Genomic DNA, 26,874 nt, shown 5'->3' with positions numbered 1-26,874 from the left:
ACAAACCGGTCGCGCTGAAACCCTAGTGGGTGGCGCCGGTCTGCTCTGCGTCAGTTCCGGATTCGGCGCCTTCGCGCAACTCGACAAAATCATCCGACTCACTGCCAGGCCGCACCGACGACGCCTTGGCGTCGAGAATGGCGTCAGCGGCACCCTTCAGGTAGAGGCGAATGGCGCGGATAGCGTCGTCATTGCCGGGAATCACGTAGTCGATGCCACGCAGTTCGTTATTGGTATCCACGACACCAATGACCGGGATACCGAGCTTCCGCGCTTCCTGAACGGCGATTTTCTCGAAGCCGACATCAATGACGAACAGGGCATCGGGCAGACGCTCCATGAACTTGATACCGGACAGGGAGCGATCCAGCTTGTCCTTCTCACGGGTCAGCATGAGCGCTTCTTTCTTGACAACCTTGCGGAAGGTGCCGTCCTGCTCTTGCTGCTCAAGGTCTTTCAGTCGGCGAATGGACTGCTTGACCGTGCGGAAGTTGGTCATCATGCCGCCAAGCCAGCGGTGATCGACGAATGGCATGCCACAACGCTCGGCCTCTTCACGCACGGCCTGACGAGCCGGACGCTTGGTGCCGACGAACAGGATACGCCCGCCGTCCGCGGCCAGCTTGCCCATATAATTAAGGGCTTCCTGATACAGAGGCAGGGATTTTTCCAGGTTGATGATGTGGATCTTGTTGCGCTCGCCGAAAATGAACGGGGCCATTTTCGGATTCCAGTAGCGCGTCTGGTGACCGAAGTGAACGCCGGCCTCCAGCATTTCTCGCATGGATACGTTAGCCAATGGACTGCTCCTTGGGTTTGGGCCTCCATGCACCCGGCATGCAAAAACCCCGGAGGGCAACCCATTGCATGTGACGGTGCATGTGCGGATTCTCAAGCGGCCCGGGGCCGCGTGAACGTGTGCCGACAAGTAATTGGTGGTTTGCCTGTTCGGCGCGCGCTTTATACCATACATGGGTGTTTGCGACAATTTTGGCGCGCCCTCCAGGGTGAAGCGCAGGCAACGATACCGACCGTTGGCTGACACCCTCGCCGCGGTGATTCAGTCGCAGCGAAATTGCGTACTCTGGTGCCGTTCAATGCCAGCCCGGGCGAGTGCGCCGAAGATTGTACCCCCGGCATCAGCGTGTAGAGTAATGCGGCTGACGCGGCCACCGTCCGCTGGCGCCGCCTTGACAACCAGCCCCATGAACCAACAGGTCTCAACCGAATGGCAGTTACCATCAAGAGTGGAGAAGAGATCGAGAAGATGCGCGTTGCAGGCCGTCTGGCGGCCAGCGTGCTGAACATGATCGAGCCACATGTTGCGCCGGGAGTCACCACCGAGGAACTGGACCGGATCTGCCACGAGTTTATCGTCGATGAACTTGATTGCGTGCCGGCACCCCTTAACTATCGTGGCTTCCCCAAGTCAATCTGCACGTCGGTCAATCATGTGGTCTGCCATGGCATTCCAGGGCCCAAGCGCCTGAAGAAAGGCGACATTCTCAACATCGATATCACGGTGATCAAGGACGGTTATCACGGTGACACCAGCCGGATGTTCTTCATCGGCGAGCCACCGGTACTTGGCAAGCGCCTGAGCGAAGTCGCCCATGCCTGCATGTGGGAAGGGATCAGGCTGGTGCGTCCCGGCGCCCATCTCGGAGATATCGGTCACGTGATCCAGCAACTGGCGGAGAGCCACAATTATTCCGTGGTGCGGGAATATTGTGGCCATGGCATCGGACGCCAGTTCCATGAGGATCCCCAGGTATTGCATTATGGAGAGCCCGGCACGGGAATGGCCCTCAAGGAGGGCATGTGCTTCACCATCGAGCCAATGGTGAACGCCGGTCGCAAGGAGACCCGCCTGCTGAAGGACGACTGGACGGTAGTGACCAAGGATCACAGCCTGTCCGCTCAATGGGAACATACCATTCTGGTAACCGCCGATGGATTCGAAGTCCTGACTCTGCGCGAGGGGGAAACCCCTGGCGTTATGCCGAACTGAGGTTTCCCAGCGCTGATGGCAATCGTGCACGCCGATGTAGACGCACTGCTATTCGATCCGACAGATCTGGACGCCCGTCTAGCCGCCGGAACGGCTCCTGTCAAAGCGTTCCGCCACTGCCTCGAAGCCGGGGACGCCATGCTGGAGGGGCGCTTCCGCGAGGGCACGCCCGCCCGACTGGTCGTTCCACAACGCAGCTGGCTGATCGACCAGGTCCTGGGCCGCGCCTGGCAGCGCCTCATGGATGGCGAGACCGGGAACGCAGCCCTGGTGGCGGTAGGCGGCTACGGTCGCGGTGAACTTCACCCCGGATCGGATATCGACATCATGGTTCTGATCCCGGCCGACTGCGGCAAGGACCTGTCAAGCCGGATCGAGCGCTTCATCACCTCTCTATGGGACATCGGCCTTGAGGTCGGCCATAGCGTTCGGACGGTTGAAGATTGCGTTCGGGAATCCACCGCGGATATCACCGTCGCCACCAACATCATGGAATCACGCCTCCTCGCCGGCGCGGAGACGCTATTCGACGATATGCGCGAGGCGACAGCGCCAGCACATGTCTGGGCAAGCCGCGACTTCTTTGCCGCAAAGCTGGCCGAGCAGGAGGCGCGGCACCTCAAGTATCACGATACCGCCCACAATCTGGAACCCAATATCAAGGAGAGCCCCGGCGGACTGCGCGATATCCAGATGGTGGGCTGGGTCGCCAAGCGGCACTTTGGCGCCGAAACATTGCGGGATCTGGTCGGCCAGGGCTTCCTGAACGAATCCGAATATGAAGAACTGATCAGCGGCCAGAACTTTCTGTGGGATATCCGCTTTGCCCTGCACCTGCTGGCGGGAAGACGCGAGGACCGGCTGCTGTTCGACCACCAGACCGCACTTGCCAAGCAATTCGGTTACGCCGACCAGGACCATACCCTGGGTGTCGAACAGCTCATGCAGCGCTACTTCCGAACGGTCGCCGACCTGGGCCGGCTCAACGAAATGCTGCTGCAACTCTTTCAGGAAGCCATTCTCTACGTCGACGACGTGGAGCCACCGCAACTGCTTAACAAACGCTTCCAGGCGCGAAAGGGGTTTCTCGAAGTCACCCACGGAAATGTCTTCAAGCGCTATCCGTTTGCGCTGCTGGAAGCCTTCTTGCTGATGCAGCAGCACCCGGAGCTCAAAGGTGTGCGCGCGTCCACTATTCGCCTCATTCGCGACAGTCGCCACCTCATCGACGACAAGTTTCGTCGGGATTTGCGCTGTCGCAGCCTGTTCATGGAGATCATGCGTCAACCCCGCGGGCTCACCCATGAATTGCGGCGGATGCACCGTTATGGTGTGCTCGCCCGCTACATTCCGGCATTCGGCGCAATCAGCGGCCGGATGCAATATGACCTGTTCCATGCCTACACGGTTGACTCTCACACTCTGTTCGTGGTGCGTAACCTGCGCCGCTTCGCCATTGATGAGCACGCAGACGAATTGCCGTTCTGCAACACCATCATGCAGCGCTTGCCCAAGACCGAGCTGCTCTACCTGGCGGGAATCTTTCACGATATTGCCAAGGGTCGCGGCGGCGATCACTCCGAACTGGGCGCCGACGATGCCTACGAGTTCTGCATCCACCATGGGCTCAGTCAATACGACGCCCGCCTGGTGGCCTGGCTGGTGCGCCATCATCTGCTGATGTCCATGACCGCCCAGCGCAAGGATATTTCCGACCCGGAAGTGGTCAGTCGTTTCGCCCGCCAGGTGGGCGATCGGGTCAGGCTTGACTACCTCTACCTGCTCACCGTGGCGGATATCCGCGCAACCAACCCGGGGCTTTGGAACTCCTGGCGCGACTCGTTGCTGATGGAACTCTACACGGCAACCACACGGGCACTGCGGCGCGGCCTGGAGCACCCCATCGACAATGAGGAACTGGTTCGGGAAACCCAGCAGCAGGCAAGGCGCCGGCTCAAGGTGATGGGCCTGCACCACATGTCGGTGAAATCCATCTGGCGACACTTCACCGACGATTACTTCCTGCGCTATTCCGCGGAAGAAATAGCCTGGCATACGGAAGCCATCGCCCGGACGAGACCCGAGGAGTTACCTTTAGTACTTGTGGACGCCCAGAGCGCGCGCGGTGGCACAGAGGTGTTCGTGTATACGGAGGACCGCGACCATGTCTTTGCCCAGACGGTACAGGCACTCGACCAGCTGAATCTGAATATCCAGGACGCCCGTATCATTACCACCGAACACGGCCACACGCTGGACAGTTATCTGGTCCTGGAGGACGACGGCGAACCCGCGCGGGAAACCTGGCGTATCGACGAGATCGCCGGGCGTCTGCAAGCAGCACTGCAACAGACCAGACTGTGTCCGCCGGCCAGGCGACCAGTCCCCAGGCAGCTGCGCAGCTTCACGATCAAGACCGAGATCAACTTCAGCCCCGATGAAACCAATGAGCGCACGGTGATGGAACTCATTACCGGCGACAGGCCGGGTCTGCTGGCCCGTGTCGGATACGGCTTCGCCCAGTGCGGCTTCCGCCTGCAGAACGCCAAGATCGCCACCATCGGTGCCCGGGTCGAGGACGTGTTTTTTGTCACCGACGAGGACAACAGGCCACTGAGCCGTCCGGAGCAGTTCGATTGTATCCGCGACGCCCTGATCGATCTGCTGGACGAACGTTCCAACCTCGCCGAACGCGCCACCGGTCTGTGAATCGACGACCATGAACCCGGATCTGCAACGCCTACAGCCCTACCCCTTCGAGCGCCTGCGAAGCCTGTTCCAGGGGGTACAGCCACCGACAGACCTGAAAGCCATCAGCCTTGGTATCGGCGAACCGCGACATGCAACGCCGTCGCAGGTAGTGGACGCACTCACAGGGGCAGTGGATGGCCTTTCGCGCTACCCGGCGACCAAGGGTCAGCCGGCCCTGAGGCAGGCTATTGCCAACTGGGCACAGCGGCGTTTTTCGCTGCCCACAGGGTCACTTGATCCGGATGAGCAGTTACTGCCCGTCTCAGGCACACGCGAAGCCTTGTTTGCCATCGCCCAGACCGTGGTCGACCGCAGCGGCAAACCGCTGGTAGGCATGCCCAACCCCTTCTACCAGATCTACGAGGGGGCCGCCCTTTTGGCGGGAGCGGAACCGCTGTTCCTCAATTGCGCTGCCGACACGGACTACCTGCCAGATCCGGACACGATATCCGCCGCAGACTGGGACCGCTGTCAGTTGCTGTATCTGTGCAGCCCCGGCAACCCTTCCGGTGCGGTGATGCCACCGGCCCTGCAGCATCGCTTCATCGAATTGGCCCAGAAACATGATTTCGTGATCGCCGCGGATGAGTGCTATTCAGAGCTCTACCCGCCCGGCGCGACGCCACCCCGTGGTTTTCTGCAGACAGCTCTCGAGACGGGGCTATCCGACTTTCGTCGACTACTGGTGTTCCACAGTCTTTCCAAGCGCTCCAATGCTCCCGGCCTGCGCTCTGGTTTCGTGGCCGGTGACGCCGAGTTGATCCGGGCGTTCCTGCTCTACCGCACCTATCATGGTTGCGCCCTCCCCGAGCAGACCCAGACCGCCAGTATCGCCGCCTGGGAAGACGAGCAGCACGTAGTCGACAATCGCGAGGCCTATCAGCAGAAATTCGACGCCGTGCTGGGAATACTGGAGGGCTGCCTGGAGGTGCGCCGCCCGGTTGCAGGCTTCTATCTCTGGCCGCGAACACCGCTGGACGACACTGAATTTGCCCGAAGGCTTTATGCCGAACACCATGTGACGGTTCTACCGGGCAGCTATCTGTCACGGCAGACCGATGTCGGCAACCCCGGGGCCGGGCATGTGCGCATGGCCCTGGTTGCATCGCTGGACGATTGCGTCGAGGCGGCGCGGCGGATCAAGCTTTTCTGCCGCAGCCTCTGAGCAATGCACCTGATCGGATCATCAAACTGGGAGTAGACCATGGAGCAACTGCAGTCTGTCATCGAGAGCGCTTTCGAAAAGCGCGCCGAATTCAACCCCGCCACGGCCCCCGCCGAGGTGCGCGAAGCGGTGGAGGCCGCCCTCGCTCTGCTGGATAGCGGCGAAGCCCGGGTTGCGGAGAAGCGTGATGGCGACTGGGTGGTGAACCAGTGGCTGAAGAAAGCCGTGCTGCTGTCTTTCCGTCTGCACGACAACACCGTCATGCGCACCGGAGCCATCAACTACTTCGACAAGGTTCCACTCAAGTACACCGACTACAATTCCCAGCAATTCCGCGACGGCGGCGTGCGCGTGGTGCCGCCGGCCGTGGCTCGCCGCGGCTCTTACATTGCACCTGGTGCGGTACTGATGCCCTCGTACGTGAACATAGGCGCCTACGTGGATGAGGGAACCATGGTGGATACGTGGGCAACCGTGGGGTCCTGCGCACAGATCGGCAAGGGCGTGCACCTCTCCGGCGGTGTCGGCATCGGCGGTGTGCTCGAACCGCTGCAGGCGAACCCGGTGATAATCGAGGACAACGTCTTCGTGGGTGCCCGCTCCGAGGTTGTCGAGGGGGTCATTGTCGAAGAGGGTGCGGTGATCTCCATGGGTGTCTACATCGGCCAGAGTACCAAGATCTACAATCGGGAGACCGGTGAGGTCACCTATGGCCGCGTTCCGAAGGGCGCGGTGGTTGTGCCCGGCAACCTGCCGGCGAAGGACGGTACGCACAGCCTGTACTGCGCCGTGATCATCAAGCAGGTGGACGAGCGCACGCGGGCGAAAGTCAGCATCAACGAACTGCTGCGCCCCTGAGGCGCCTTCGGAGGGAGTCGTGATTGTCCTCTACGGCATCAAGAGCTGCGACAGCTGCCGCAAGGCACGCAAGTTCCTGGAAGCCAACGGCCTGACCTTTCGCTTCCATGATCTGCGGGAAGCCGGCGTGGATGCAGCGCTGCTGGAGCGGTGGATTGACGTGCACGGGCCAGACACATTGGTGAATCGGCGCAGCACCACCTGGCGGGAACTGGATGCCAAGGACCGGGAACGCGCTGGCAGCGGCGATCTGCTGAGGCTGCTGATGGAATACCCCACCCTGATCAAACGGCCGATACTGCAAGCACCCAACGCATGCATTGCCGGCTTCAGGGAAGCGGACTACCGGGAGAGCCTCCTCCATGAGTGACACGCTGGATCTGGCCTGCGATCTCATCCGGCGGCGCTCCGTCACACCTGACGATGCGGGCTGCCAACGATTGATTCAGGAGCGGCTTGAAGCCCTGGGCTTCAAGCCTGAATGGATGCGATTCAACGATGTCACCAACCTTTGGGCACGACGCGGTGACAACGGCCCCTTGCTGGCCTTCGCGGGCCACACGGACGTGGTACCAACGGGCCCCGAGGCGCGCTGGTCATCACCACCCTTCGAACCCACGATACGAGACGGTCTGCTCTATGGTCGGGGTGCCGCAGACATGAAGGGCAGCATCGCCGCCTTCATCACCGCCCTGGAACGCTTTGTCGACCGGCATCCCGACCACGACGGCTCCATTGCCCTGCTGATTACCAGCGACGAGGAAGGCCCGTCGGTGGATGGCACCGTGAGGGTGGTCGAGGTGCTGGAGCAGCGCTGTGAGAAGATCGACTGGTGCCTGGTGGGCGAACCCAGCAGCGAGGCCCGGGTCGGCGACATCATCAAGAATGGTCGTCGCGGGTCGTTGAACGGGCGGCTGACCGTGCGGGGCAGGCAAGGCCATGTGGCCTACCCGCACAAGGCGGCGAACCCCATTCACCTGCTCGGCCCGGCCCTGGTGGAACTGGGCGCCCGTCACTGGGACGACGGTAACGAAGCCTTTCCGCCCACAACCTTTCAGATTTCCAACATCAACGGCGGCACTGGCGCGACCAACGTGATTCCCGGCGAGGTGGACTTGCTGTTCAATCTGCGGTTTTCCACCGAGTGGACCGCCGAGCAGCTGCAAGCAGAGATCGTGGCCATCCTCGACCGTCATCAACTTGACTACGCCATCGACTGGACAGTCTCCGCACGGCCATTTGTGACCGCCGAAGGTGCCCTGGTGGAGGCGACCGCGGGCGCCATCAAGGAGGCCACCGGCAATGCACCGACCCTGTCCACCGCCGGCGGCACCTCGGATGGTCGCTTCATCGCCCCCACCGGTGCCCAGGTGGTGGAACTCGGTCCGGTAAACGCCAGCATCCACCAGATCGATGAGCACGTGTCGGTGAGCGATCTTGATACCCTCAGCGTCATCTACGAAGGCGTACTGAGACGCCTGATCGCTCCGCCAAGCACCTCGTAGACCGCAGCATGATCCGTGTGGGCAATGTTGAAGCGAAGGTAGGATCCGTGCTCACCGCCTGGGCGGAAGACATGCCCGGGCGCGAGCATGACACCATCTTCGGCGGCGATTCGCGTCAATTCGGCCGCATCCACGCCGCCGGGTAATTCTGCCCAGACAAACAGCCCGCCAATGCCGTCGTCCCCCACTCTCAGGCCGAGCTCCTCGAGACGCTGGACGACGCGCCTGCGCACACGGGCAAGACGCTTGCGCACGCCGGAAAGGTGCCGTCGGAATTGCCCGTTCTCCAGCATGAACAGCACCGCACGTTCGGTGATGCAAGGCGTGGCAAGCGAGGACAAGAGTTTCATGTCCAGAGCCCGCCTGGCAACCTCCGGGCTGGCGGCCAGGTAGCCCACCCGCAGGGAGCTGGACAGGGTCTTGGAGAAACTGGAGACGTAGATCACCTGCCCCAACTCGCCCAGGGCTGCCAACCGCATTGGCTCACCGGGGTGGAGTTCACCGTAGACATCATCCTCGACAAGCAGGAGATCATTGCGCTCCGCGATGGCAAGTAGTCGGTGCGCGCAGGCGGGCGACAGGCTGGTACCGGTGGGGTTGTGCAAAACGGCATTGATGAAGTACGCCACCGGGCGGTGCTGCTCGATACGCTGCTCGAGCAGGTCGGTATCCAGGCGTTGTGCGCCCCGGGGTATACCGACAATGCGGACACCAAGTGTCCGAAGATGCGCGAAGAGCGTGTAATAACCAGGATCATCAACCAGCACGGTGTCACCGGGCTGGAGGAAGAGCCGGGCAATAATATCCAGCGCCTGGGAGGCGCCCTGGGTGGTGATGATCTGCCCGGGATCGGCCTTGATCCCGGCCTGGAGCAGGGTGAGATGCAATTGCATCCGCAGGCCGGGCAAGCCTGCGGGATGCCCGTACTGAATGGGTTCACCAGTCGCATCCCGAGCTGCAGCGAGTAGCGCACGGCGCAGTCCGTCGTTGTCCAGCCAATCCGCGGGCAGCTCGCCCCAACCCGGTCTGTGCATGGTGCCGGCGGTCTGCATGCCGGACCTGAGCAGGGAGACCGCATCGATGTCCTGACTCTCGTGCGGAAGCGGTTCCGGTTGTCCGATCGCGGGCTGCCGGGCACGAATAAAGAAGCCGGAACCGGGGCGCGCCTGTAACCGTCCCCGCGCCACCAGCCGGTCATAGGCCTCCACGACGACGTTGCGGCTCACCTCCAGTTGCTGCGCCGCATGACGGATGGACGGTACGCGATCGCCATCACGCAGTTCCAGCTGCTCGACGGCCTGCTCCACCACCATGACCACCTGATCGACCAGCGGCTGCCTGATTTCCCGACTGAGCGGCATCATTTTCATGACGGTGTCTCTGAATCAATAGGGTGACAGTCTCTTTTAACTGTACCTATTTTGTACCTATTCATTGGGGATAATGCCATCGGGATCGATGACTGAGGGAGGCTTCCCATGGGATTCCGCAGGCCTACACCCCTGCAGTTCGCCCTACTGGCATGTCTGGCCATCAGCGGTTGCGACTCACATCCGCTGGATGTGCCTGCCACGGCACAGGGCGTGGATGCATTCACCTCGCTTCCGGGAGGTGGCTATCTTGTAATCGTGGACAACAGGTTGCTGATCTACGACCCGTCCATCGGCTGGCGTGCCGGTGCCGCCTACGAGCGAAACAGCGACGGACCAGCGTCACGCTCGGCGCTGACTACCGACAATCTTGCGAATTCCGGGATCAATTTCGCCCCCCTGGCCGATTCCGTGATTGTCGACGTGGTATTCACAAGCCACCGCGGCGAAACCCTGGACCACGGCGCAGAGGACACGGAAGCTCCCGCGCTGGGGCTGGCGGTGACCGCCAATGGCTGGGTGTATCGCCTCCGTTGGCCGAACGGCGTGACGGCCGAGCCGACAATCCGACGGCTAGGCGCTATCCCCGAAGGCTGGGAGGCGGTTGCGGTCAGCGGCCACCACCGCCCCTTCTCGGCGTCGGTGCTGGCCAGGCGGACTGGTGACTACCATATACACACCGTCGGTCGCTGATCAGGACAGATCGATTGCATGGGCCTTGAGATCCGCCAGGCTGCAGACCTCCAACGCGGTTTCGTTGGTTGCCATGAGCAGTACCGGCGGCGCCACGTCTGCCTCCAGGGCCTGTTGCCAGCGCGCTGCGCACAGGCACCACTGGTCGCCGGGTTTGAGCCCGGGGAAACCCGCCTCCGGCCGTGGTGTCACCAGATCGTTGCCCTGTTCCAGGCTGAACGCGAGAAACTCCGCGGTTACCCTGGCACACACCGCATGCAAACCCACGTCGTAGGTATTGGTCTCGCAGAAGCCACTCCGGGTGAAGCCGGTCACGGGATTGTCGCAGCAAAGCGCCAGGGGCTCTCCGAGTACATTGCGCGCGTGGTGGATCGTTTCCATGGTGAGTCTCCGACATCATTGGGAAAATACGTCGACCCTCGCTGCGAGCGCCGCCTTGCCAGGCCGGGCCTTCGGGGCGCAGAAACGTGCCGAACTTCCGTTATGGGACACTGCACTGCTCAAAGATTAGCAGTTCTCGCTGTCAGGGCGCTGAGCCTGCCAGACCGCCGGGAATTCCCGGACCGAAGACGGTCCGTGGTGATGGACGAGTTCCAGAACCGCCTCCTTGAGTACTGCAATGACTTCGCCACGCCCGGAAAGACCGAGTGACCGCGCGGTATCTCTCCAACTCCGCCCCTGGAGCAATTTCAGAATGAAAACCGCCCGATGGCGCTCTGTCAGGCTGTGTCTGGCAGCGCGCTCCACCAGCGCCCACCAGGCCAGGGTGTGCAGCGAGGCCAGACTGGCCTCATAGGCCCGGCAGGTACTGGCAAAGGCGGCCGCGTCAAGCCAGTCCTGCCCGCCGGGCGGGCTGCCGGCCTCCCCCAGTTGCCCCAGCACGCCGTCACAGACGTCCCAGGCAAGCGTGGACAGCGTGTCCTGAAGGTGTAATGGCAATTCCCGACGGAAGCGATGCCGACCCTCCGCAACCCGTTCCCGGGCAGCATCACTGATAGACCGGGCTACCAGCAGGGAGTGGGTACCACTGGCGGCGTCGCGACGCATGCCTACACGCAAGGGCAGGAAGCCGTTGCTCCACCAGAAGGTCAGCAGGTCCGGGGTCACACCGAAGCTTGAACCGATCATGTCGAGGCTGTTTGCCTCCGCCGCCTCCACGAGACTGCCAAGCAAGGCAGAACCAACACCCCGACGCCGACAGTCCGGATGGACAGCAATACGCATGATCCGCAGCCCGCGCAGAGCGGCACCTTGCCGCACACCAACGTGGGCGGCCAGGGACTGTGGAAGCAGGTGTCCCTGGGGCCGTCGCCGACCGGTCCAGATGGCCTCCGCAAGTTCCGGCGGAAAGCCGCCCTCTTCCGCCACAAGCGCGATGCCCACGACCTGATCCGCCATGGCCGCAAGGTGCACGCTGAGATTGGGACCATCGAGCAGATGGCGCAGGTCCATGGGCCGGGTGCGGTAGTGGGCCTGCACCAGCAAACCGAACACCTGGCGAAGCAGGGGCTCATCGGCGAGCAGCGCGTCCCGGTCCAGCAACCGGCAACGCAGGCGGTCGGCGCTACCAACCGCTGGCGCTTCCGGCAACTCCGCGTTCAGCAGCAGGCATGAGAATGTGAGCCGCTCCAGGGGATCATCTGCGGCCCATCGCATGGGCTCCCGGAGTTCAAGCTGCCGCCAACCCGGCGCGTCGCGGTCCAGTGCTGAACGGAAACGCAGCGAGAATCCGCGCCCGGTTCCCTCGTAGCCGTGAACGGTGGTGGAGAAGACGATGCGGTTGTAGCGCAACAACAGCGCCTGAAGGATGTCGGGCGCGATCCCTGCCGCTTCGTCAACCAGGAGCAGATCCGCCGGTGGCGTCTGCTCCAGCAGGTCCGCCGGAGAAACATAGATTGGCGCGGCCGCACCGGCGAAGCGGTATACCGCTTCGCATTGCTCGTGTCGCGGGGCCGTCAGGAGGATGCGTGCCTGCGGCATCTGCTTGTGCAGGCGGGCAGCGGCAAAGCCCAGCGCTGCTGACTTGCCCCGCCCTCTGTCGGCGGTCAGCACCAGAGGCCGTCGGCGGCGCCCACCTGCCACGCGGCAGACTTCCTCGATTGCCAGGCCCTGTTCGACGTAGCACTGCGGATCATCGACCGCCTCCACCGGTGCCGCCGGCAACGGCGGAAGTGGCGCCCCCTCGCGGACAACCAGGACGTCCTCGTCTTCCCTGAGACAGCGAGCGAATCGGGCGAGAAAGCGACCGGAGATGGACGCCATCGGGTAGCCTTCCACCGCCAGTCGGACATGCTCCGGATCCGCGTAATGCGGCCAGTCATCCAGTGGCGGACAGCACAGTATCAGGACGCCGCCGGCGCGAATCGCACCACTCAGGGCACCGAAGCCGTCGGGATCCAGCCCGGCCCAGGCATCCCAGGCGGCGAGATCAAGCTCAGATCCGAGGCAGTCCCGGGCTCCAGTGGCCTGAGAGCTAGGCCAGTTGGGCGGAGCCGTCTCATCATCACCGACCCAGAGCCCGCTCTCAACCGGCGCCAACTCCGCGGCCAGCGATAACGCCCAGTCGCGGCGACCCGCAAGGCAGACCAGGCGACGCTGACGCCCCATGGCCAGGCCCTCCCGCAGCACCGCAAGCCAGTCGGGAAACGCAGTCTCTTTAGGACTTGCCGTGTTCATGGACTCTCCACAGGTACCAGCCGGGCCGAACGGCGAGCATTGGCGCGAACCTGTTCCTCGGAGAACCACCAGGTTTCCGCCTCACCTGATAACCAGGCCGACAGGCCATCCCGGAAATGCCGATGGAACTGGCGTCCGACCACGCCACCGGCCAGGGATGCCTGCACGGCCTCGTTATCTCCCATGTCGGCCCGAAAACGCAGTGAATCATGCAACTGCACGTCGAAGGAACCATGCCAGCCATGGGCGGCGCGCAGCAGGGTCTCGCCGGAACCATCGTAGGGGTGCTCACCGCCACCGAGGAAATCCCGGCCCCACCCCTCGGGCCGTATGGGGCTGGTAAACCGGATCCGATGCGCATCCCCCCATCGCCACCGATCGACATCATTACCATGCTCGGCGGCCAGTGTGTCCAGCGCAGCCATCAGTGCAGACTCGAACACCGCATCGGGCGACGGTGCATCAGGCCCACGCCATGGAGTCCGATCCCCCGCCGAGAGGATATCGTCCAGGCGTTCTTTCCACAGGTAGGTATGCGACAGGTAAGCGCGGGTGAGACCCTCGCCGAGGACATCTACCATGATTCGGCGGCTCAACTCCCGGTAGGCGTGCTGGTAGATCAGGGATTCCGGACGGTCGGCGCGATCCTCGAAGTCCCAGGCGGCCAGCAGGCCCCGCGCCCGGCCCAGGGTCTCCCCGCCCCTGCCAGTGGCCAGCAAGCGATCCGCCGCAGCGACGAAACCGGGCGTCAACCGTTCTGCCTGAAGGTTGCGACGGTCCAGCATGATGCGCCATTGTTCTGCCGGCGACAGGGGGACATCCCTGTCCAGCAGTTCCACGAGTCGGCGATAGCGGTAGCCGGGTGCGAAGAATTCCGAATACTGGAACGGAAAATAAGCCGGCCGGGTATCGTGGTTGGCGGCGGCTACCCAGCCCACCGCAGGATCACGCTCCCCCGGCATCCACTGGGGTGGAATCCACCCCACCCAGTCATCCGCACCGTCGACCCGGCGAGGCAGACTGCTATCGCCCCTGGCCCTAACCGGAATACGCCCGGTGGCCTGGGAGCCAATCTCCCCGGTGTCCGCTGCATAGACGACGTGCAGGGTCAGCAAACCGATATCCCGCGCCGCCTCAAGTAACTGCGAGACCGAGTCGGCCTGCCAGAGCCGGTCAAAACCAAGGCGACTACCCGTGGCTTCGGGCTCTGCTGCCGTCCAGCGCAAGCTCATCAAGTGTCCCGTTGCAGCCATGGCCGGGAGGTCGGACACGATCGGGCCACGCCGCGTCTCCCTGACGCGCAGGATCTCATCCCGGTAGCCGTCGGGCGCGGCGGCGTCGGCCACCCGAATGCGCTCCTCGCGGATGACCAGGCGCAACGACCGCTCACCGTCCAGGTAGCGTGTGGGATCATCCGGATCCAGCACCTCGAGGTACAGATCCTGGGTATCGCCGTAGGCATTGGTGACGCCAAAGGCGACGGACTCGTTACGCCCCACCAGTAGGCCGGGGAGCCCGGGAACCGCGGCGCCGATAGCGCGACGCTCCGGGGTGTAAAGACCGATCGGGTGCCAGATCCCCGGCAGTGTGCGGGCGTCGAGGTGGGGATCATTGCCGAGTACGGCTGCGCCGCCAGTCGCCCGCGACGGGGCCAACGCCCAGGCATTGCTGCCAAACCCGGGGCCGGATGGTTGTGTTCCAAGCTCGCTACTATCGCCGTCGCCGGCAGCGTCAATCGAGGCGCCCGCGTGAGTCGAGACCGGCTCGGGCTCCAGGGCCCCCAGGTGCGGGAACAGTATCCGGGCATTGCTGATGCCAATCCGATCGACAATGCGCTGCATGACCGCCGCCGACGTAAAGCTCTGGCTCTGGGTGGATGCAACGAAATGCGCGATGGCCAGGAGGTCCTCGGGTTCCCAGGGCTCTGCCTCCATTCCCAACAGGCGAAACTCGAGATGGTGTTCGTGGCCGTAGTGCTCAACGTAGGCATTCACCCCATCGACATAGGCCTGCAAGGCGATGCGATCAGCCGGTTCGAGTCGCTGCCAATGAGCCCGCGCATGACCCGCCGGATTGAGGATACGCTGCCGTCGATCGGAGCCCAGCGCCGTCTCACCAAGCACCTCCGCCAGTCGGCCCTCGAGCAGGCGCCGATAAACCTCCAGTTGAAACAGCCGATGCTGGGCGGTGATGAACCCCTGGGCGATATAGACGTCACGGGTGTTGGCGGCAAACAGGTAGGGAATCCCCCGCCCGTCACGCAAGACCTCCACCGCTTCCGTCAAGCCGGGAACCGGTAATTCACCGGACTCCTGGAACTGAATGAGGCTGTAGAGCCAGATCCAGCCCCCAAGGCAGGCGAGACAGATCAGACCAGTCACGATGGCTACGGAACGCGGGCGTATCATGTGCAATAATCCCGGCGTTGATTCAAGCTCGTCGGTCTCATCCGGCGAAAGCGCGCAACGTCCAGTGTCTCCTCAGATAAAATAATGACGGGAGGGTTAAAGAGATGCGACACCTTATCACCATGTTTCTGGCCATCGGCCTGCTCCTGGGTGCAGGGCCTGCGATGGGTAGTAACCACGTCAGTGGTGGGACTGTGTATGAAGTCCATGTGCGCGGTCTGCCACCGGCTGGGCGTGCCTGGACGCAGACGCGTCCCGTGCAGGACCTTCCACGAATCACCCTGCAGAATATCGACATGGACCGCAGTGTACTTGTGGTTCGCAGCCGCGGCCTGTTCAGCCGGTCCGCTCTCGAGCGCGCCGTCGAGGAATCCGGCCTGCAGCTTCTCTACATAGAAGAGCGGCAGAACTGAAACGACATCAGCAAGGTGACTTGCCGCCAGCATGTCACCTTGCTGAATCCGTCGCCGCATGATCGTCTGCAGGCTTGAGTCCGATAACCTGTATCGCATCACCCGCCAACGCCCAGTTGATCTCCAGCCCCGCCAGTCGCATCCCGTATTGCCGCCCTGTTCCATCCGCGTGGTAGGCAGGCCTGGGGTCCAGCGCCAGAACCTCCTCAATCAGGCAGCGAAGACGCTCGCCATCAGGGTGTCGTTGCAGTTCGACGGCGGCCTCAGGGCTGAAGATGATCCGGTATTGGACCGGCGGCGACGCGGAGAAGGCCTCGGGTGCCTGTGCGCCGGCAACCTGGTCGGCGTAGGGCAGATAGGGTTTGATGTCCAGAATCGGCGTTCCGTCAACGATATCGGCCCCCTCTACCTTGAGATACATCTCCCCCCTCTCCACCGCGACCCCGCGGAAGCGCACCAGAGACAGCCCGATGGGATTCGGCCGGTACGGGGTGCGCGTGGCGAACACCCCGAGCCGTCGGTTGCCGCCCAACCGTGGGGGACGAACCGTCAGCCGGACATCCTCTGACCGATTGGCGTGACACCAGAACAGCAACCAGAGGTGGGAATACTGCTCAAGTCCGGCAACTGCGGCAGGTTGATCATAGGGCGGCAACAACACCACCCGACCTCTGGCCGATGGCACCAGACCGGGCTGCCTGGGGGTGCCGAACTTGTCCTGGAAGTCACCACGCATAACAGCGACTGCATCAAGGAGACACTGAATCATTCACATGCTCGCGGTGGATTTGCAGTCTTGCCGACGACAGCAGTCTACCGACGTTGCGGAGTCACCGCGCCAGCCGCTCCCGCGGTCGAAAGCGCGTTGCCGCCCATCGCAGGTCCAGGGAGACTCTCGCCACACCGGCAAGGCCGCGTCGGGTGACGCAGGACCAGCCGTTGTCATGGCTGAGGTCGTCATCCCGAACGGCCGGGGGCTTGGGGAAGCAGATCCAGAGCAAACCGTCATAGCGCAGGCGTCTATGCGCACCAAGGAATCGTGACTGTAATTCGCCGGCATTGGAAACGAATAGCAACAGAAAGTCGAGTCGCTGGCCCGCATCAAGGTGAATTCCCGGGTGCTCCAGCCTGCGCACAAAGCCAGGCGGAGAAAATAACAGCGTCCCGCGCATACCGGGCTGAATCTGCAATTTCCGAATCAGCAACTCATCCATCATGGCGGCTCGGGCAGGAACGGAATGTGTTCGATCTTTCTTCACAAGAAATAGCACAGCCTGATCAGGAAAGGGATGTGTCAGGCAATCGGGTCGGGTAGGTCCAGCCACTGCTGGGCGTTGATCCCGTTCAGTATGCGATGGCAGTACTGGTGCTTGCCAGCCTGCCGCAGCATACGGGCAGCGGCGATGGGCCTGGCACTGTAGGCAAGGGGGTCTTCCAGCACCCGTGCCAGCGCCGAGGGAAGGACTGCCAGACTGAGCACATCCAGGGCGTTGTGCTCAGGCACCCGCTGAAAGCCATGCGCCGGCCTGCCCGATAACCAGTTTCGCCATGCCGCAGGCACTTCGCTCCCCGGCATATCGTCATTTCGATGGAAGCCAAGCAACCGCTGCTCGACATCGACCAGGCGGCACCGGGGCCAGACACGAGCGAACAATCGCCGCACCGGGTGCAGCAGATCCACATGAGCGGGTTCGGCCATGGTGGTAATGCCGTGAAAGCGCAGCCGATCGCGCAGCAAAGGCAAATCGAAGGTTGTGCCGTTGTACGTGACGAGTACACCCACAGCCGCAAGGCGGGGCAGCAGGTCCCGCAGCATGGCAGCCTCGCCGGAAAATGCAGTGAGCAGCCACTGTCGCAGCACCAGTGCGGCACCCTCACGCCAGGCGAGACCACAATTGAGAATCACGGTTCCAGCGCCGCCACTGAGCCCGGACGTCTCGGTATCGAAATAGCCGACCAATCCGGTCTTCGGGAGCCGTTGCGGCATAAGGGTCTCGGGAATGACGCCCGACAGTGCGACGGGCCAACTCCCATGCTGGTGAACTAGGGGCCAGCGCTTCTCCATGACCAATACCCCGGGGCCGAGCACAGTAGCACCGAGGCTCCCGGCGAGCGCCGTGGCGGCGTTATCCCGACAGGCTCGCCGCGTCGGAGTGCCCTGCCCGGGTGCGCGCAACTGCCCGAGCCGCCTGGCCAGAGCCGTTGTGTTTGCCTCCGCCGGTCCCGGTTCGGTGCCAGCGGCACGACGGAGCGCATCAAGACGCGTGCGTAACGGCATGGCTCAGCATGGTGTCCAGCACCGTCGCAGTCACTGATTTCGGCGAATAGCCACGCACTTCGTCGGACGCGAGTATGGGCCCGACACAAGCCGGGCAACCATGGGCACAGTCACACCGGGCCACCAGATCGCGAGCGCCGCCGACCACGGCATCCCGTTGTTCGTAAAGCGGCGCCGAAAATCCGATGCCGCCGGGATAGTTGTCGTACAGAAACACGGCGGGTCGAAACCGGGCTTCGGACGCCGGATCCCTTGGACTTCCCTCGGGGCCGAGAATCCGGCCCCGCCCGTCCGAGCCCACCGTTGCAAACCAACGGCCATCCCCGTCGCCCACCGATCGCCCCAGATCACCTGGATCAGCCATCACTCGCAATGCAGCAACATGGTGCATGGCATAGGCCGCGCCGAGGAATCCATCCAGGGCCTGTTGTCGGGAGGTAAAGCGCGCTTCCAGCACGCCAGGAGCCAGTTCCCACCATACCGACGTGGTGTGCATCTCCTGGTCCGGCAGGTTGATATTGCCGTAGCCGATGTTCTCGTGGCTGTAGTATCGGATCTTCTTGTAGCCCGGAATCCGCCTTACCACATGAACTTCGCCCCTGGAGGTGCTGCTGGCAACCACCGGGGCGGATTCGAAGTTTTCCAGAATCCGCAGGCGCGTGTAGTCAATGGCGTCAGTGTAGTAATCGGCGCGGGTTTGACGCACGTAGGCCTTGCGGCCCACCCAGTCAAGCCGCTCCACCTGGTAGGGATTGGCCTGGCGCATGTAGATCGCGCCCTCGTAGATCGTCTCCGCGGCGCTGGTGTAGTCCACCTCGGCAATGATCTGCTTGCCCCCGTTGGTGGCATCGATCACCACAAAGTTGCCTTCCGCCACAGAGCGCAGGCTGACGCTGTGGGCCGGGTAACTGTCTGCCATCCAGTGCCAGGCATCCGCCTCGCGATGCACGACCCCCTGCTCTTCCAGGTATGCCAGCAGCTCCTCCAGATTCTCGCCACCGAATCGCTCACCCCTCTGAAAGGGCAACTCGAAGGCCGCGCAGCGCACGTGATCCAGCAGGATGAGCAACTGGTCCGGATCGATACGGGCGTGCTCTGGAGAAGCGCCGAGAAAGAATTCCGGATTGCGGATAATGTATTGATCCAGCGGCTGGCTGGAAGCCACCAGCACGCCAAGTGCGGCGCGCTGCCGGCGCCCGGCCCTGCCCAGACGCTGCCAGGTCGCTGCGATGCTGCCGGGATACCCGTTCAGCACGCAGACATCCAGGGCGCCGATATCCACGCCCAGTTCCAGCGCCGAGGTGGACACAACACAGTCCACCCGCCCGGCACGCAGTGCCTTCTCGGCAGCCCTGCGCTCCACGGGAAGGTAGCCGCCACGATAAGCCGTCACCCGGGCTGGCTTGCGCGGGTCGGCGTCGAAGACATCCTTCAGATACTTGGTCAGCACTTCCACCATCAGGCGGGACTGCGCGAAGAGAATTGTCTTGAGCCCTGCCCGGATTGCCGTTCTGGCGATACGCGTGGTCTGCGACCGCGCCGAGGCACGAATACCCAGGTCGGGGTTGATCACCGGGGGATTCCATAGCAACAGATGCCGCTCTCCCACTGGCGCCCCGCTTTCACTGATTGCCGTTACCGGCCGCCCGACCAGCCGCGCAGCCAGGTCTTCAGGGTTGGCGATGGTCGCCGAGCAAAGCACGAACACGGGCCGGGCGCCGTAAAACCGGCAGATGCGGTCCAGCCGCCGCATCAGGTTTGCCATGTGAGCGCCGAACACACCCCGGTAGATGTGCATCTCGTCGATCACAACGAAACGCAGATTCTCGAAGAACTGTGCCCATTTGGTGTGATGCGGCAACACCGCTTGATGCAGCATGTCCGGATTCGACACGACGATGTCACCATGGGTGCGGACCGCCTTACGGGCATCGCCGGGCGTATCGCCGTCAAAGGTGTATGCCCGAATGCCAAGCTCACCGGCCTGGTTGAGCTCGGTCAACTCGGCCACCTGATCTTGCGACAGTGCCTTGGTCGGGAAGAGGTAAAGCGCCTTGCCACCGCCCTCAAGCACTGCCTGCAACACGGGAAGGTTGTAGCAGAGGGTCTTGCCCGAGGCCGTGGGAGTGACCATCACGCTATCGACACCGGCCCGCACCTGACCCCAGGCCCGGCTCTGGTGGCTATACAGCTGGTCGACACCCCGCGAATGCAGTGCCTGCCGCAACGCAGGATGCAGCTCATCAGGCAACGGCTCGAACCGTCCCGGACTGCCGGGTGCCACGAGCTCTCCGGTAACTCGGCTGCCGTACTTGCGTTTGAGCCTGGCTGCGAGACGACGTACCGGGTCGTCAGCGGCGCTCGGCGCAGCTTGTTCTGCCAGCCTGACCACGCGTATTCTCCATTTGTTCTCCTGATCCGCTGAATGTAGAGAACAAATGGAGAACACACAAGAGAGGAGCTGTGCCGATCATGGATTCGCACCCGCACAGCCATGGGCAACATGGCAAGTCGCAGGCCACGCATTCCGCGCCCTCATTGACCCGGCGGCAGCAGGCGGTTCTTGATCTGCTTTCCCAGCGCGCCGCTGAGGGTTTGCCCGCGCCTACGCTGATGGAAGTATGCGAGGCGTTGGGGCTGCGCTCACGCGGCTCCCTGCACAAGCATATCCAGGCCCTGGTGAACGCCGGACTGGTAGCGCCCACCCAGGGAAGGCGCCGGGGCATCCACCTGATCCAGCCCGACCACGACAGCCCCGAATCACTGCCGCTGCTCGGCCGGATCGCAGCCGGTCGCCCTATCGAAGCCGTGACCGATGAGATCACATTGAATATCCCGTCGGAACTCCATGGCGGACGGGCCTCCTACGCCCTGGAAGTCCGCGGCGACTCCATGCGCGACGCTGGCGTACTGGACGGCGACTGGGTGCTGGTCGAGCACAAGCAACAGGCCAAAAATGGCGATATGGTGGTCGCTCTCATCGACGGGGACGAGGCCACGCTGAAGTTCATTCAGCAGAGTCCGGAGGCTGTGTTCCTTCACCCCGCCAACCCGGAATATGCTGTACAGCGATATACACCGGAGCAAGTGCAGATCCAGGGGGTGGTGGTGGCACAGTTTCGCCGCTACCGGTAAAAAAACCTGATTATGGACACGGTTTCCATTTTATTTAAATTCCATTTAATTCATTAAAAACAGACTCTTGTTGATTGCCGAAGCGTTCATGATGACCTGATTCCATTTATGGTCTATGATATGCGCTGAACTGATCATCGCCGCCCGACAGGGTCCTCGTGCGGCGCCCCACACCCGATAGCGGGAGGAGGCTTAGTCCATGTCCGAGAGAATAGCCATCGGTGGCCTGCAGGTTGCCAAGCCGCTGTATGACCTGATTGCCAACGAAGTCACGCCCGACCTCGGGATAGAAGCCGACCATGTCTGGACGGAACTCGGCCGCATGGTTCGTGATCTTGGTCCCCGTAATCGCGAGTTGCTTGAAAAGCGCGATCGCCTCCAGGCGAAAATCGATGCCTGGCATCGCGAACGCAAAGGGCAGCCGCATAACGCAGAAGAGTACAAGCAGTTTCTCAAGGAAATCGGCTATCTCCTTCCAGAGGGGGAAGATTTCCAGGCAACGACGTCCAACGTTGATCCTGAAATCGCGACTATCGCCGGGCCACAGTTGGTGGTTCCCGTGATGAATGCCCGTTTCGCGCTGAATGCGGGTAACGCCCGTTGGGGAAGCCTGTACGACGCGCTGTATGGCACAGACATCATTCCCGAGGACGGTGGGCTGGAGAAGACCGGCGGGTTTAACCCCGATCGTGGCGACGCCGTGGTCAAGCACGCCGCTACCATGCTTGACGACGCCGCACCTCTAGAGACTGGCAGCCATGCCGACGTCACCGGCTACCGGATCGACGCCGGCAAGCTCCAGGTGTCACTGGAAGGGGGCACCACCAGCCTGAAGGATCCATCGCAGTTTGTCGGCTTCGTCGGCCCACAGAATGCGCCGGAGACCATTCTCCTGCAGAAGAACAACCTGCATCTGGAAATCCAGATCGACAGCAGCCACCCCATCGGCTCGCGACACCCCGCCGGCGTCAAGGACGTGGTGTTGGAATCGGCGCTTACCGCAATCCAGGACTGCGAGGATTCCATCGCCGCTGTGGACGGCGACGACAAGGTGCTGGTCTATCGCAATTGGCTGGGCCTGATGCGCGGCGACCTGGAAGAGCAGGTGAAGAAGGGTGACAAGACGATCACCCGTCAGCTCAACCCGGACCGCACCTACACTCTGGCCGAGGGCGGCGAACTGACGCTGCCGGGGCGTGCACTCATGCTGGTGCGCAACGTCGGTCATTTGATGACAACGCCGGCGGTGCTCGACGAGCAGGGCAACGAGATCCCCGAAGGCATGCTCGATGGCATGATCACGTCGCTGTGCGCCATGCACGACCTCAAGGGCCTGGGGCGGGTCAGCAATTCACGGGAAGGCAGCGTCTACATCGTCAAGCCGAAAATGCACGGCCCGGAAGAAGTCGCCTTTGCCTGTGAGATTCTCAATCGTGTGGAAGACGCTCTCGGTCTTGCCCGCAACACCCTGAAGATCGGGGTAATGGATGAAGAACGACGCACCACCGTCAACCTGAAGGAATGCCTCCGTGCCGCCAGGGAGCGGGTGATCTTCATCAACACCGGCTTCCTCGATCGCACCGGCGATGAGATCCACACATCCATGGAACTCGGCCCCTTCAAGCGCAAGGACGACATCAAGGGTGAGCCCTGGATCAAGGCCTATGAGGACTGGAATGTCGATGTAGGCCTCGAGTGCGGCCTGCAGGGTCATGCCCAGATCGGCAAGGGCATGTGGCCGAAGCCCGACCGCATGGCCGAGATGCTGGAAGCCAAGATCGGCCATCCCAAGGCAGGCGCGAACTGTGCCTGGGTGCCCTCCCCCACGGCGGCCACCCTGCATGCCCTGCACTACCATCAGGTTGACGTCCAGGCAGTGCAATCGCGACTCAAGAGCCGCGGACGCGCCAGTCTTGACGACATCCTCACGGTTCCGGTGGAGAACAACCCCAACTGGAGCGCAGAGGAGATCCAGCAGGAACTGGACAACAACGCCCAGGGCATCCTCGGCTACGTGGTCCGCTGGATCGACCAGGGTGTCGGCTGCTCCAAGGTGCCGGACATCAACGATGTGGGGCTGATGGAAGACCGTGCAACGTTGCGCATCTCCAGCCAGCATATCGCCAACTGGCTGCACCATGGCGTTGCCAGCGAAGAGCAGGTGATGGAGACAATGAAGCGCATGGCCGAGGTGGTTGACCGCCAGAACGCTGGCGATCCCGCCTATCGCAACATGTCCCCGAGCTTTGACGGTATCGCCTTCAAGGCTGCCTGCGACCTGGTGTTCAAGGGCCGCGAGCAGCCCAGTGGCTACACCGAGCCGGTGCTGCACCGCCGGAGACGGGAGCTGAAGGGCACCTGAGTCCGATCAGGACGGTAGCAAAACAGAAAAAAAGCCGGCAGATTGCCGGCTTTTTCTTGTCTGCACGTGATCAGGCGTGCCCGGGGAGCAGTGGATCGGTGATTCGCTCACCCCAGCTCCGGCTGTAGAAGGGCTCTGCTACAGCCCGTACCTGACGAGACAGCGGAGAGTCGCCCAACTCGAGAACATCGGCGCTGACGAAACCGCCTCGCTCCTCGACTCTGCTGGCAACGTAGATGACGTCCTCGGAGACCTGCTCGAAGGTATCGGGTTCAAGGTCCAGACCGACCAGCAACTGGTCGGGATCGCCACGCAACTCCGGCTCCATGGCGCATAACCAGGCAGCACGCACTTCACGGCGACCGACGAACAGCGTCGTCAGCGCATCCACCAGGATGGCTGGATAGGGCCTGGCAGGCCCTACCCGCCGCGGCCGGCCGGCTTCATGCTGGCGGCTCGCAACCGCATCGACGCCCGGGAGGTGCCCTGCCGCCAGAGCTTGCACGTCGTCCGGCGAGAGGATCTCCTGCAATTCTGACAACGGATTGAGCACCAATGGGACGTCAGTACCCAGGGCCATGAGCTGGGCACCGGGCATGCGCAACACCTGCTCCTCGCTGTCGATTGAGCGGCGAACCTCCTCCAGCGACGTGAATACGGGAATCACCCGCTCGCCACGCTCGGTTTCCCACTGCATAAGCGTCAGTTCCTGGCCGGACCGGGTGCTGTCGGCCGGTGAACTGCTGCCAATGAGATAGATCTCCGAGCGCAGCAGGGCGCGATAGAAATCGGGCCGCATGGCCGGCTGCTGGTGGGCGCGGCTGAGCGCATGTTCGAGGACGTTGGGCTGGTCGGTAGTCGGTTCCATGGACCTCCGCCGGATGGGGCCGGCTCGGCATCGGGGGGCTCGGGTCACCCCCAGTGGGTTAGGGTTTAACCAACCCTTACAGTCTAACATGACCATCACAGCGACGTGCCGGATGTCTTGTCGGCGCAGGGGCACTACAATGGGATCAGGTCCTTACAGGTACCGACCATGGCTGACGAGCAACGCTATTGGCAGACACTGACCGAGCTTTGCAGGGAACACGCTGACGCGGTGGCCCGGGTTTATCGATTGCGGCCAGGCTATCTGCGTGAGGACATGCTTGCCATCGTCGTCAATTTCACGGCTGGCGCAGCGTTGCGGGAACACTTTGCCGGCGCCGGGAACGTCGATACAAGCACTCTCCTGGAGACGCTCGCCGCACTGCCAGAAGAAACGCAGCACCCCCGTACCGCGGTCGAGGCCCTCGCCTGGTTTGACAGGGGCGCATGCCAGGGCCGTCGGATCCCCGACGTGCTCATTCAGACGCCCCTGCTCCAGCCGTCCGTGGAACGGGCGTTCAAAAACCGGCGACGCCAGAAAACGGAACACAGCCTGCGGCGAATTATCGAAAACCGCAGACTACTCCACCGGCACCTGCACGCCCTCCGGCAAGCGGCCAGAAGCGGCAGGCTGCGGCGGACACATGCCGCCGCCCACCGGGAGATGATGCGCCTGCTTCGCTCGAGCGAGTGGCACGCCCGCGCCAGCGGTGGATGGGCCGTGAAAAACCGCTTTCCGGTGGTCGGCGTGAGCCGCGCCCTGCACCGCCTCTACATCGGCCCGCTGCGGCGGATCTCCGGGGAACTGCAATTCCTGGAGCAACTGCTGACAGCCGACGACAGGGATCGTCTGGCCCCCAGGACGGACGCCGCCGCACGACGGATGCTCCACGAACTGATGGAGGCGGCGGCAACGGATGTCGATCGTAGCCGCCGCGGCGACGCCGTTTTCCAGCCGCCATCCCTGGGCAAACGCCTCATACCGAGGCCCCGCCCCCGGCACCGGCCGCGGCACTGACCTCAACCCGCCTGCCGCGGCTCGTCTTCGTCGTCGCGGCGCCATGCGGTGTAGCCCGGCAGCACCAGGTTGAGCAGGATTGCCGCCACACTGGCCAGGGCAATACCCTGCAGGCCGATGGCGGTACCACCCACCACGACGCCACCAATACCAAGCACCAGCGTCACGGCGACGATGATCAGGTTGCGGGCCTGGGAGAGATCGACCTGATGACGGATCAGCGTATTCAGGCCAACCACTGCAATGGACCCGAACAGCAGGCAGAGGATACCGCCCATCACGGGGGCCGGAATCGCTTGCAGCACGGCGCCGAACTTGCCAACGAAGGCCAATACGATGGCGACTCCCGCGGCCCATAACATGATGTTGGGGTTGAAGTTGCGGGTGAGCATGACGGCGCCGGTTACTTCCGAGTAGGTGGTGTTGGGCGGTCCACCGACACTGGCCGCCGCCGTGGTGGCAAGGCCATCACCGAATAGCGTCCGATGCAGGCCGGGTTTACGCAGGTAATTGCGCCGGGTCACGTTACTGATGGCAAGCACGTCGCCCACGTGTTCGATGGCGGGCGCGATGGCCACCGGCAGCATGAACAGGATCGCGCCCCAGTGGAAACTGGGCGCGCTGAAAGCGGGCACGGTGAGCCACGGCGCATCGGTGATGGTGGAAATATCAACAATGCCCACCGCGAAGGACGCCAGATAGCCCGCCAGCACGCCGAACAGGATGGGCAGCAGGCGGAACAGGCCGCGACCCAGCACGGCCACGACGATGGTCACGCCCAGGGAAATGGCCGCGATGACGATTGCCGTGGTATACGGCACGAGTTCGGCAGCACCGTCGCCGGTGCGGCCCATGGCCATGTTGGCCGCCACGGGAGCCAGGCCCAGACCGATGCTCATGATCACCGGCGCAATGACCACCGGCGGCAACAGCCGGTCCACAAAGCCGGTGCCGTTCAACTTCACGGCACCTGCGAGGAGCATGTAGGTGATCCCTGCCGCCATGAGACCACCCATGGTGGCAGACAGACCGAACTCGCCGGTAGCCACGCCGATAGGCGCAATGAAGGCGAAGGACGACGCCAGGAAAATTGGCAGTTGCTTGCCCGTGACGAGGTGAAAGATCAGCGTCCCGACACCGGCGGTGAACAGCGCAACGCTGGGATCGAGCCCGGTGATCAGCGGCATCAGCACCAGCGCACCAAAGGCGACCAACAGCATCTGGGATCCGGCCAGCGCTTCTCGCCAGACGGGATCGGAGTATCGTTCCTGCATTGGGGGAGTCCTTGTTTTGCCCAAACGCGCCGACGCCACGAAAGCACTCGGCTCGGCGGGCAAGACTAATAAAGTCTGCAGAAAAAATCA

General features: G+C 62.9%; 22 protein-coding genes. 11 read left to right on the top strand and 11 right to left on the bottom strand.

The annotated features are described in order from the left end of the window. Window positions 1–22: 22 nt before the first annotated feature. Window positions 23–799, bottom strand: a complete 777-nt coding sequence (rpsB, locus tag J2T57_RS16285) for a 30S ribosomal protein S2 (protein ID WP_253481051.1) — start codon at window positions 797–799, stop codon at window positions 23–25. A 429-nt stretch (window positions 800–1,228) separates the two neighbouring features. On the opposite strand from rpsB, the gene map reads away from it, so the two are divergent. From map to dapE, 6 genes are read left to right on the top strand one after another with little or no spacing between them, the layout of a single operon-like run. Next, window positions 1,229–2,011 (top strand): type I methionyl aminopeptidase, encoded by a 783-nt coding sequence (map, locus tag J2T57_RS16280; protein ID WP_253481048.1) that lies wholly within the window; start codon window positions 1,229–1,231, stop codon window positions 2,009–2,011. 15 nt (window positions 2,012–2,026) lie between these two features. Further along, on the top strand, window positions 2,027–4,720 hold the full coding sequence (gene glnD, locus J2T57_RS16275; protein WP_253481044.1) for a [protein-PII] uridylyltransferase: 2,694 nt from the start codon (window positions 2,027–2,029) through the stop codon (window positions 4,718–4,720). Between the two features lie 10 nt (window positions 4,721–4,730). After that, window positions 4,731–5,927, top strand: a complete 1,197-nt coding sequence (dapC, locus tag J2T57_RS16270; protein ID WP_253481041.1) for a succinyldiaminopimelate transaminase — start codon at window positions 4,731–4,733, stop codon at window positions 5,925–5,927. A 39-nt stretch (window positions 5,928–5,966) separates the two neighbouring features. Next, window positions 5,967–6,785 carry a 2,3,4,5-tetrahydropyridine-2,6-dicarboxylate N-succinyltransferase gene (dapD, locus tag J2T57_RS16265; protein ID WP_253481038.1) on the top strand — a complete coding sequence of 273 codons (819 nt, stop codon included), beginning with the start codon at window positions 5,967–5,969 and terminating at the stop codon, window positions 6,783–6,785. A 19-nt stretch (window positions 6,786–6,804) separates the two neighbouring features. Then, window positions 6,805–7,155, top strand: coding sequence for a Spx/MgsR family RNA polymerase-binding regulatory protein (locus J2T57_RS16260; RefSeq protein ID WP_253481035.1), 351 nt, complete (start codon window positions 6,805–6,807; stop codon window positions 7,153–7,155). After that, the gene (gene dapE, locus J2T57_RS16255; RefSeq protein ID WP_253481030.1) at window positions 7,148–8,290 is read left to right on the top strand and encodes a succinyl-diaminopimelate desuccinylase; all 1,143 of its coding nucleotides are present in this window, start codon (window positions 7,148–7,150) and stop codon (window positions 8,288–8,290) included. Before J2T57_RS16260 ends, dapE begins: the two co-directional genes overlap by 8 nt. Here the strand turns inward: dapE and J2T57_RS16250 are convergent. Continuing rightward, window positions 8,242–9,660 (bottom strand): aminotransferase-like domain-containing protein, encoded by a 1,419-nt coding sequence (locus J2T57_RS16250; protein WP_253481020.1) that lies wholly within the window; start codon window positions 9,658–9,660, stop codon window positions 8,242–8,244. The two genes, dapE and J2T57_RS16250, sit on opposite strands and share 49 nt — an antisense overlap. Window positions 9,661–9,768: 108 nt before the next feature. On the opposite strand from J2T57_RS16250, the gene J2T57_RS16245 reads away from it, so the two are divergent. Next, a complete protein-coding gene (locus J2T57_RS16245) occupies window positions 9,769–10,353 on the top strand; it encodes a hypothetical protein (protein ID WP_253481017.1) in 585 nt (194 codons plus the stop codon). On the opposite strand, the gene J2T57_RS16240 is transcribed toward J2T57_RS16245, so the two are convergent. The 3 genes from J2T57_RS16240 to J2T57_RS16230 all read right to left on the bottom strand — a co-directional run bounded on the left by J2T57_RS16240 (window position 10,354) and on the right by J2T57_RS16230 (window position 15,437). Beyond that, complete coding sequence (locus J2T57_RS16240; RefSeq protein WP_253481014.1) at window positions 10,354–10,734, bottom strand: DUF2237 family protein; 381 nt, start codon at window positions 10,732–10,734, stop codon at window positions 10,354–10,356. A 126-nt stretch (window positions 10,735–10,860) separates the two neighbouring features. Further along, window positions 10,861–13,029, bottom strand: a complete 2,169-nt coding sequence (locus J2T57_RS16235) for a tRNA(Met) cytidine acetyltransferase TmcA (RefSeq protein ID WP_253481011.1) — start codon at window positions 13,027–13,029, stop codon at window positions 10,861–10,863. Further along, on the bottom strand, window positions 13,026–15,437 hold the full coding sequence (locus J2T57_RS16230; RefSeq protein ID WP_253480999.1) for a penicillin acylase family protein: 2,412 nt from the start codon (window positions 15,435–15,437) through the stop codon (window positions 13,026–13,028). The genes J2T57_RS16235 and J2T57_RS16230 overlap by 4 nt, the downstream gene beginning before the upstream one ends. A gap of 104 nt (window positions 15,438–15,541) precedes the next feature. On the opposite strand from J2T57_RS16230, the gene J2T57_RS16225 reads away from it, so the two are divergent. Next, on the top strand, window positions 15,542–15,850 hold the full coding sequence (locus J2T57_RS16225) for a hypothetical protein (RefSeq protein ID WP_253480995.1): 309 nt from the start codon (window positions 15,542–15,544) through the stop codon (window positions 15,848–15,850). 34 nt (window positions 15,851–15,884) lie between these two features. On the opposite strand, the gene tsaA is transcribed toward J2T57_RS16225, so the two are convergent. The 4 genes from tsaA to J2T57_RS16205 form a co-directional block, all read right to left on the bottom strand. Then, window positions 15,885–16,619, bottom strand: coding sequence for a tRNA (N6-threonylcarbamoyladenosine(37)-N6)-methyltransferase TrmO (tsaA, locus tag J2T57_RS16220; RefSeq protein WP_253480992.1), 735 nt, complete (start codon window positions 16,617–16,619; stop codon window positions 15,885–15,887). Between the two features lie 61 nt (window positions 16,620–16,680). Beyond that, window positions 16,681–17,067 (bottom strand): hypothetical protein, encoded by a 387-nt coding sequence (locus tag J2T57_RS16215; protein WP_253480974.1) that lies wholly within the window; start codon window positions 17,065–17,067, stop codon window positions 16,681–16,683. 77 nt (window positions 17,068–17,144) lie between these two features. Beyond that, entirely contained in the window at window positions 17,145–18,128 is a 984-nt protein-coding gene (locus J2T57_RS16210) for a ribonuclease H-like domain-containing protein (protein ID WP_253480971.1), read from the bottom strand. Continuing rightward, the gene (locus tag J2T57_RS16205; protein ID WP_253480968.1) at window positions 18,106–20,520 is read right to left on the bottom strand and encodes a DEAD/DEAH box helicase; all 2,415 of its coding nucleotides are present in this window, start codon (window positions 20,518–20,520) and stop codon (window positions 18,106–18,108) included. The genes J2T57_RS16210 and J2T57_RS16205 overlap by 23 nt, the downstream gene beginning before the upstream one ends. An 80-nt stretch (window positions 20,521–20,600) precedes the next feature. Between J2T57_RS16205 and lexA the strand changes: the two genes are divergently transcribed. Together lexA and J2T57_RS16195 are read left to right on the top strand one after the other, a co-directional pair. After that, entirely contained in the window at window positions 20,601–21,263 is a 663-nt protein-coding gene (gene lexA, locus J2T57_RS16200; RefSeq protein ID WP_253480966.1) for a transcriptional repressor LexA, read from the top strand. 199 nt (window positions 21,264–21,462) lie between these two features. Beyond that, the gene (locus tag J2T57_RS16195; RefSeq protein ID WP_253480941.1) at window positions 21,463–23,625 is read left to right on the top strand and encodes a malate synthase G; all 2,163 of its coding nucleotides are present in this window, start codon (window positions 21,463–21,465) and stop codon (window positions 23,623–23,625) included. 70 nt (window positions 23,626–23,695) lie between these two features. On the opposite strand, the gene J2T57_RS16190 is transcribed toward J2T57_RS16195, so the two are convergent. Further along, window positions 23,696–24,493 carry an enhanced serine sensitivity protein SseB C-terminal domain-containing protein gene (locus J2T57_RS16190; RefSeq protein ID WP_253480939.1) on the bottom strand — a complete coding sequence of 266 codons (798 nt, stop codon included), beginning with the start codon at window positions 24,491–24,493 and terminating at the stop codon, window positions 23,696–23,698. A gap of 168 nt (window positions 24,494–24,661) precedes the next feature. Here J2T57_RS16190 and J2T57_RS16185 point away from each other — a divergent pair, with 168 nt between their 5' ends. Beyond that, window positions 24,662–25,510 carry a hypothetical protein gene (locus tag J2T57_RS16185; RefSeq protein ID WP_253480936.1) on the top strand — a complete coding sequence of 283 codons (849 nt, stop codon included), beginning with the start codon at window positions 24,662–24,664 and terminating at the stop codon, window positions 25,508–25,510. Between the two features lie 2 nt (window positions 25,511–25,512). Here J2T57_RS16185 and J2T57_RS16180 read toward each other — a convergent pair whose 3' ends face one another. After that, window positions 25,513–26,784, bottom strand: coding sequence for a uracil-xanthine permease family protein (locus J2T57_RS16180; protein ID WP_253480933.1), 1,272 nt, complete (start codon window positions 26,782–26,784; stop codon window positions 25,513–25,515). Window positions 26,785–26,874: the final 90 nt, after the last annotated feature.

The sequence above is a fragment of the Natronocella acetinitrilica genome, from assembly GCF_024170285.1.
Classification (GTDB): Bacteria; Pseudomonadota; Gammaproteobacteria; order Nitrococcales; family Aquisalimonadaceae; genus Natronocella; species Natronocella acetinitrilica.
This window is presented reverse-complemented; position numbering and strand designations above follow the sequence as displayed.